At 74.0% G+C, this 7,417-nt stretch carries 1 protein-coding gene; it reads right to left on the bottom strand.

The annotated features are described in order from the left end of the window. A partial coding sequence (locus ACFUEL_RS31160) for a toxin glutamine deamidase domain-containing protein (RefSeq protein WP_380240146.1) occupies positions 1-7,324 on the bottom strand: 7,324 nt, incomplete at its 3' end. Between the last annotated feature and the right edge of the window lie 93 nt (positions 7,325-7,417).

Genomic DNA, 7,417 nt, shown 5'->3' with positions numbered 1-7,417 from the left:
GGAACTCGGGCGTGATCGTGGTGGTGTGCGGCTCCGGCGTGACCGTGGTCGCGTGCGACGTGGTGGCACGGGACGAGTTGCTGCGCGTCAGCGGGGGGACGCTGCCGTCGGGCCGGTGCGGGGCCGGGGCGCGCGTGCCGAGCCCGGCCGGGTCGGAGGTCGACCGCGGGCGGGTCGGGCCTGCGCCTCCGTGCGCACCGACCGGCGGAACGACGGTCGAGGAGGTGTCGGCCGGTCGGGGCGGCACCGGAACGGTCCCGCCGTTCTCCGGGGCGTTCTCCGGGGCGTCCTCCGGGCGGTTGTCGCGGGCCGAGGTCCGGTCGGTGGGGTTCGTGGTGGTGCCGGCGATCTCCGGCTCGTGCCGCCCGGGAACCGGGCCCCCGTGCGGGGCGCTGCCGGACTCCGCGTGCTCGGACACGGGCAGTTGCTCGAGCGCGTCGTGCCACTCGGTGGGCGACTCGTCGCCGGACCGGGCGGACGGCGACATCTCCTCGACCGCGTCGTGCCACACGGTGGACCCGGAGTCGTCGGAGCGCACCGAAGCCGTGTCGGAGTCCCCGTCCGCGTCCTCGCGCCGCGCGCCGAAGGTGTCGATGTCCATCGGGTCGGACGGGTGGGACGATTCGCCGAAGGTGCTGAACCGCTCCATGAACTGCGGGTCGTGCGGCCCGGAGATGTTGTTCTCGTGCGGGTCGGCGACGGAGGCCCATACCGTCCAGTCGGAGTGGTAGTTGTCGGGCATCGCCCCGTTGGCGGTGGTCACCCTGCGGTCGGTCAGGTCGGCCCAGCGCAGCGTGCCGTCGCGGTCGTGGACCAGGGCGACCGCGTGGCCGATGCCGGACGTTCCGATGCCGAGCACGGTGGCGAAGCTGCCGGGGCCGCCGGCCTGCACCGTCTCCATCAACTTCTGTACGGCGTCCGGCCCTTGACCGAACAGTGCGGGGCCGTCGTGCCGCTTCCAGACCGTGTTGCCGGGGATCGGCTCGACGGTGCCGTGCACGGTCTGCCCGGAGACCCGGGGGCGTCCGAAGTGGGTGTCCCGGTATGCCTCGACGTTCTCCAGGCATGCCTTCAGGTCGTCGCCGGGCCGGAAGCTCCCGGCGGGCTCCACCGGCTCCCGGTGCGGATTGACCTTCTGGAGCAGCGAGTTGCTCATCGGCGGGTGCAAGTTGGGCGCACCGCCCAGGTAGTTGACCAGCTCGCCGGTCAACGGGTGGTCCGGGCCGATCCGTTCGTAGCCCCGGTCCTCCATCACCGCCTGGCTGTTCTCGTACTCGGGCGTCCGGCGCCGCTTGGCCTCCGGCTGCCCGGAGGGTTCCTCGTCCTCCTCGCGGCCACGCTTGGTCCCGTGCTCGGCCGCCCCCTGCGGCGGGGCCGCCGGCGCCTGGTCGGCCTGGGCCTGGTCTCCCGGCTCCTGCATCACGGCGTCGCCGTCCCGGTCGACGGGATGCTGCTCGACCGGCGGGGTGTCCAGCTCCATCGGCTCGGCGACGGGGCTGTGCGGCGGGGTGTCCAGCTCCATCGGCTCGGCGGCGGGGCTGTGCGGCGGGGTGTCGAGCTCCATCGGCTCGGCGACGTGCTGCTCGACCGGCGGGGTCGCGTCCGGCCGCGGGGACGCGGGGACGCTGCCGAAGCCCTGGGGGCCGCCGCCGTGGGCGGTGGTCGACGGGGGCGGGGTCGGCCCGTTCAGGCTGAGGCCGGCCATCGGCCGGTGGAGCTTGCTCGCGCGGGACGTGTCGCCGGAGTCGGAGTCGCTGTCCGAGTCCATCGCGTCCCGGCCGCGCTTCAGGTTGGGACGGTCGGTGGTGGCAGTGCCCGTGCCGTCGGCCATCACCGTGTCCCCGTCGGGGACGTGCGAGGGCTGCGGGGGCTGTGCGGGCTGCGAGGACGGAGGGTCGGAGTCGATCACCATCGCGTCCGGGTCGGCGGTCGTGGTGGTGACCGCGATGTCGCCCGGCTGCCGGACCTGGTCGAGCCGGTGGATCTCCTCGTTGCCCAGCCGCGCCAGCCGGTCGGTCGGCAGCGGGTTGGCCCCGGCACGGGCCGCGAAGTCGCCGGAGGAGGACACCGGCAGCTCGGGGGCGGGGTCCGACACCACCCCGAGGTCCTCGACGATGAGCCGGGAGCTGGGGCTCTGCGTGTCGTTCGGCTTCGGCTCCAGGTCGGTCTGGGTCTTGGACGCCATGATGTCGCGCAGTTCCGGCGGCACCAGCCCGGCCGCCTCCAGCCTGCGCACCGCCTGCACCAGGTCGGCGGTGTGCGGCGCGTACAGCGCCTCGGCCGGCAGTTGGCCGTGGGCGACGGCGGTCAGCAGTTCCGGGTCGCGGATGATGTGCGGGTCCAGGAAGTTCTGGATCCACTTGTTGACCGTCTCGTCGCCGAAGCGCAGGTTGGAGCCGCTGTTGGACAGCCCGGCGGTGATCTCCTCGATCAGCGCGGGCACGTCCTCGACCTGGGCGGTGAGCGCCCGGTCGAACATCCCGGCCGGGTGGTTCCCGCCCGCACCGGCGCGCGCGTGCACACCGCCGTACTGCCGGCCGACCAGTTCCACGTCGGCCACCGTCCACGCCACCCGGGCGGCGGCGCCCTTCTGCGCCGCGGTCGGCTGCTTGCCAGGCTGCACGTTGTCCTGGAGCTCCTGGGCGTACACCTCGTGCACCCGCGCCCGGACCGTCTTCGCGGTCGCCACGTCCCGTTCGGCGTTGACCAGCCTGGTCTCGAGCTTCGGAATCCTCTCCCGGGTGTCCTTGGCCTTCTCCCTGAGTTCCTTCTCCACCGCGGCGTCGGCTTCGGCCTTCGCCTTCGCGACCGCGTCGTTCGGGTCCGCCTTGGCGTCCTTCGCCGAGTCCTCGGCCTGCTGCTTGGCCTGGGCGTGCGCGGCCTCCTGGAGCGGCAGGTCCGTCCTGGCCTGGCTGAGGTCGTTCGTTAGGTTGTCCCGCTTCTTCTCCGCGGCCGCCACTTCCGCGTCGGCCTTGGTCTCCGCACGCTTGGTGTCCTTGGTCGGGTTGCCCAGTTCGCCGAGCCGCCGGTCGATCTCGCCGGCCCGCAACCCGTCGCGGTCGCCCGGCAGCCGGTCGGCGAGCCCGGTCAGGTCGGCCGCGGTGGCCCGGTTCCCGCGCAGGGCCTTCGCCGTGTCGGTGAGCGCCTGCTTGCCGGCGGCGGGCAGCGGCCGGGCGGCGAGGTCGTCCAGCCGTCCGGCCAGGTGGTCGCGGTCCCCCTGGGTCAGCCACCCGTCGGAGCGGACGGCCGCGTCGCGCAGCGCGGACACCGTCTCGTCCAGCATCCGCGGGCCGGTGATGCCGTTGACCAGGGCGAGGTCCTCGACCGCCTGTTCCCTGACCCTCGTCTCGAGGTCCCCCATCGCGTCGCGGACGGCCTTGAGCTGTCCGGGGGTCGGGTCGGTGGGGTGCACGCCGTCCACCGCGGCCGCCAGCGCGTCGAGTTGCCCGCGCGTCGGGACGTCCAGGCCGTTGCGGCCGAGCTCGTGCTCCAGCTTCTCCCTGGCGTCGGCGGCGCTCCGGTGGTCGTTGACCCCGGCCGGGTCGAACGCCCCCTGCAGTTCCTCGTTGCCGTAGGTGGCCCTCAGGTCGACGTCGGCCGGCTTGGCGGTGAGGTCGCGGCGCACCAGCACCGCTTCCTCCGATCCGCCCGTCCTGAGCCGCTGCGCGGCTTTGGTGCCGTAGGTGTCGAGGATCCGGTGCTGGTCCGGGGCCATCACGGAGACGAAGTCGCCGAACGCCTCCGAAGCCGCCGGACGGCCGTTCTCGTCCAGCGCGCGGGCCTTGAACACCGCTGCCGTCACGTACTTGTGCACCATGTAGTCGGCGATCACGTGGTTGCGGTTGACCGACGCCTTGGCCAGTTGGGCGTCGCCCTGCGGGCTGAGCCGCCGCACCACCTGTTCGGCGTGCGGCTGCTGCTGTTGCAGCGCGTGCTCGGAGTAGCCGAACGCGTTGCGGTAGTTGTCCTCGAACTGCTTCCACTCGGCGGCGACGTCCTTGGAGCTCTTCGCCTTCGGGGCCGCCGCGGACTTCCCGCCGGCGGCGGGCTTCGCGGGCGCACCGGGCTCCGGGACCGGGACCGACTTCCCGACCGGGGAGACCGGCCTGACCGGGGCCGCCACGCCGTTCTTCAGGTCGACCGGCACGCCGGCCGCCTTCAGCGCCGTCTCGGCGGCCTTCAGGGCCTGCTCGCGCTGCACGCGGTCGGCCGCCAGCTCCACCTTGCGGTACTTCTCGAGCTCGTCGGCCCGGCTGGCGAACATCTTGGAGGGCTTCTCCGACTTGGGCATCGGCCGCTGCTGCTCCACCGCGTCCATCGCCTTGGCCTCGGCCAGCAGGGCCTCGGTGCGGGCCTCCTCCGCCTTAATCCGTTCGATGGCGCGCGGCAGCACCCGGGTCTCCGCCTCCTGGCGCTCCCGGGTGAGGGTGGCGAGGTCGTTGCCCTTCAGCCGGCCCTTCAACCGCTCGTGCTGGAAGATCGTCATCCGGTCGAGCTGGTCCTGGAGCAGCTCCCGCGATTCCTTCAACCCGCTTTCCCGGGCGGCCAGTTCGACCCTCCGGTCGGGGCCCGCGGTCGGCAGTTCCCGCTGCACCTCGGCCAGCGCCTCGTCGACCTTGGTGATGGCCGGCTCCAGTCCGCGCATGAGCACGTCCACGTGCCGGAACTTCTCGCTGCGGTACCCGGCGAGGATCGTGTCGGTGTCGCCCTGCACCAGCGCGGGCCGGTCGTACCCCTCCACCTCGCTGCGGACCTGCTCGAAGTCGGGGGATCCGCCGAGGAAGGTGGTGATGGTGTCGAACACCTTCTCGCCGTCGATCTTGTGCTCGTAGTCGTCGCTCCCGGCGGGCGGGTGGGTGGACGAGGACGCGGTGCCGAAGCCGTCGTCCCCGGACCGGGCGAAGTCGGAGTAGGTGCTCACGAACTCCGGGTCGTGCGGGCCGGAGATGTTGTTCCCGTGCGGGTCGGCGACCGAGGCCCACACCGTCCAGTCGGAGCGGAAGTTCTCCGGCAGTCCGCCGGTCGCGGGGGCGGTCGTGCGGTCCGACAGGTCGGCCCAGCGCAGTTGGCCGTCCTGGTCGTGGACCAGCGCGACCACGTGGCCGGTGCCTTCCCTGCCCGCGCCGAGCACGGTGGCGAAGCTGCCCGGCCCGCCGGCCCGGACCGTCTCCATCAGCTTCGGGACCGCGGCGGTGCCCTCGCCGAACCGCGCCGGGGCGTCGTGCCGCTTCCACAGCGTGCTGCCCGGGTTCTGTTCCACGTCCCCGTGCAGCGTCTGCCCGGCGACCCGGGGACGGCCGAAGTGGGTGTCCCGGTACGCCTCGACGTTCTCCATGCAGGCGTTCAGGTCGTCGCCGACCCGGAAGCCCTCGCCCGGGTGGACGGGCGCGGCGTGCGGGTTCACCTTCCCGAGCAGTTCGGGGGTCACCGGCGGGTGCGCCTTCGCCTCGCCGCCGAGGTGGCTCACCAGGTCCTGCGTCAGCGGGTCGTGGGGGCCGACGGCCCGGAAGCCGCGGTCCTGCATCACCGCGTCGCTGTTCTCGTACGACGGCGTCCGGCTCCGCTTCGGCTCGCGCTCGGAGACGGGCTGGTCGTCCTCGTCCTCGTCGCGTCCGCGCTTGCGGCTGTTCGACGGGGCGGGCTGCGACGGCGGGGTGTCACCGTCCGCGCTCCGGGCGCTCGCGGTGGCGTCCGCCGGACGGGGCTGCTGGTGCTCGGACGCACCGGTGCCGTGCGCGGTGGTCGAGGGGGGCGCCGGGGGCGCCTGGTGCGGCGTGGGCGCCGGGTGCGACGACGGGAGCGAGCCGAAGTCCCGGGGGCCGGTGCCCTGCCGGCCGCCCTCGGCGGGGTGCGGCGCGGGCGTGATCTCGTCGTCGAGGCCGCGGGTCGACCGCGTCGGGCCGCTCCGGTCCGGGGTCGGGGCCGGGGCCGGGGTCGACGTGCTGCCGCCGTCGGGCCGGGCCGCGTCCGCCGGGTCCTGTCCGGTCCGCTCCGGAGCGAGGTGGCCGAGGCGCAGGTCGCCGGCGTCGGTCCTGGCGGACGCGTCGTGCGGCGCGCCGTCCGGGTGCGGCAGACCGGCGTCGGTGAGCCGGACCGCCGGGACGCCGAGCATCTCGGCCACGCCGGGGATCCGGTGCTCGGTGCTGGTCGGGTGTTCGTGGACGTGCGCCGTGCCGGTGACCAGCACGTACTTGCCGGGGCCGCCGTTCGAAACGGCGTGGTTCATGTAGGAGTTGAGCAGCCGCGCGCGCTCCTCCAGCGGTCGCATGCCGACTCCGGACGGGCGCCGCGCCGGGTAGCCGTCCACCGCGTGGACCGCCACCCCCTCGGCCTTCGCCTGCACGACGGTGTCGTAGAGGCCCTTCCCCTCGGGGGAGTTGAAGCTCCTGTCGTAGGTGCGGAGCATCTGCTCCAGGTTCGGCGACATGGTGCCGCCGGGGCGCTGGTACGCCTCCAGGTCGCGCTGGAAGGCGTCGTCACGGAGCGACTCGACGTAGATCCGGTCCACGCCCGCGGCCTTCAGGTCGCGCATGTTCTCGCTGAGGAAGCCCCAACTCGGGGACGCGCCGTGCGCCTCGCCCAGCACGATCCCGTCGAAGCCCGGACGGCCGTCGTGCCCGCCCAGCAGCCGCTGCACGCCCTCCGTCGCCGAGGTCGAGCCGTGCAGCTGGTCCGTCACCCGCTGCCCGTCGACCGGGTGCCAGGTCTGCTGCGAGTCCTGGCGGGCCAGCCGCTCCAGCACGTTCCGGCGGACCTCCTGCTGCCGGTGGTGCTCCTGGGTGCGGAAGTCCAGCCTGCCCGCCGCCTCCAGCACCTGGTTGCCGGTGGTGAGGTTGTGGCCCTCCTCGCCGAGCGCGTCGCGCAGCGGGCGGGTGACCGCCCCGGCGGCCTTGCCGTGCAGGGCCTTCAGGGTCAGCGGGTCCAGGTGCGTCTTGAACGACTGGGAGTGCGTGCTGACCTTGACGTCCGGCCTGCCGTCCGGCAGCAGGTTGCCCGAGTCGTGCCGCCCCTGCGAACTGTGCGGGAGCGAGTTGGCGGCCGCCGCCAACTCCTCCGGCAGCCCGGACTTGAACTTGTTGCCGATCCCGCGCCAGAGCAGCGCCGCCCGACCCGGCGCGGGCGGGTAGATCAGCGTCGGGCCGTCCGGGTGCTGGTGCAGCTTCGTCAACTCGGCGGCGGTCGGCGGCTCGTCGAGCGGACGGAGCCGGGTGTCCGTCGGCGCCGGCCGCTCGTCCCCGCTCCGGACGCCGCGGGCGGTGGACGGCGCGGCCTCCGGGTGCGGCGCCGGCTGCTGGGACTGGTGCTCCGGCGGCGAGGACGGCATCCGGTCGTCGGACCCGCGCCCCTCGCCGGGGCGGATGGTGCTGCCACCGGGCTCGACGCGGACCGGACCGGTCGGCGAAGCCTCCCGGGTCCC

Origin of the sequence: Kitasatospora sp. NPDC057198 (assembly GCF_042670125.1) — a bacterium.
Classification (GTDB): domain Bacteria; phylum Actinomycetota; class Actinomycetes; order Streptomycetales; family Streptomycetaceae; genus Kitasatospora.
This window is presented reverse-complemented; position numbering and strand designations above follow the sequence as displayed.